At 64.0% G+C, this 906-nt stretch carries 1 pseudogene; it reads right to left on the bottom strand.

The annotated features are described in order from the left end of the window. Nucleotides 1-906, bottom strand: a pseudogene (locus tag WF331_RS29135) (type IV secretion protein Rhs); the annotation flags it as partial.

Here is a 906-nt window from a genome sequence, read left to right as displayed (position 1 = left end):
CAGGCGGGTGGTCTGGCCCTTGCCGTCGGTGTGGCTGAGTACCTGGCCGTAGACGTTGTAGGTAAAGGTTTCGGTGGTGCCGTCCGGGTGGCTGATGCGCTGCACTTCGCCGTCGGGCTTGCGTTCCAGCGTGGTGGTCTGGTTCAGCGCGTCCGTTACCGCGACCAGGTGCTGGCGCTCGTCATAGCGGTAGTACGTGCTCTTGCCCGAGCAGTCCTGATAACGCTCCACCTGGGCCAGGGTATTCCACCACAGGTACTTGGACTTGTAGGTCGCGTCGATGATGGTGTGCGGCAGGCCGTCATCGCTGTTCAGGTACTCGGTCATCTGGCCGAGGGCATCGATTTCGGCGAGCAGGTTGCCCTTGTCGTCGTAGCGCGCCTGCCAGGTGCTGCCATCCGGGTAGCTGACTTTGGTCACCAGCGTGGTCAGGTGGTGGTACTCGTACTGGATCTTGCGCCCCAGTGGATCGGTTTCTTCCAGCAGGCGGGCGTATTCATCGTACTTGAAGGCGAGCCGGTTGCCGTCTGGCAGGTCAAGGCCGACCATGTTGCCCTGCTCGTCCAGTTCGATGGCATAGCGTTCGCCACCGTAGTCGCGGCTGGCGACCACGCGGTGGTCGGCGTTGTACTGCACTTGCAGCTCACGGCCGAGCACGTCGGTGGCCCAGCTGGTGCGGCTGTCGAGGTCGTAGCGGAAGTGGTAATGCTCGCCGTCGCTGGTCCAGTGCTCGACCACGCGCGGCTTGTCGCCCAGGGTTTGCCAACGGTAGTGGCAGCCCAGGCCCAGGGCGTTGCTGTGGGTCACCATCAGGCCGTCGGCGTAGCTGAAGCTGCGCACGGTGTCGCCGTTGCGGTTGATCACCGCGCTCAGCTGGCCGTGTTCGTCGTAGCGGTACTGGGTGAG

It is taken from the genome of Pseudomonas sp. YNh, assembly GCF_037993085.1.
Classification (GTDB): Bacteria; Pseudomonadota; Gammaproteobacteria; order Pseudomonadales; family Pseudomonadaceae; genus Aquipseudomonas; species Aquipseudomonas putida.
This window is presented reverse-complemented; position numbering and strand designations above follow the sequence as displayed.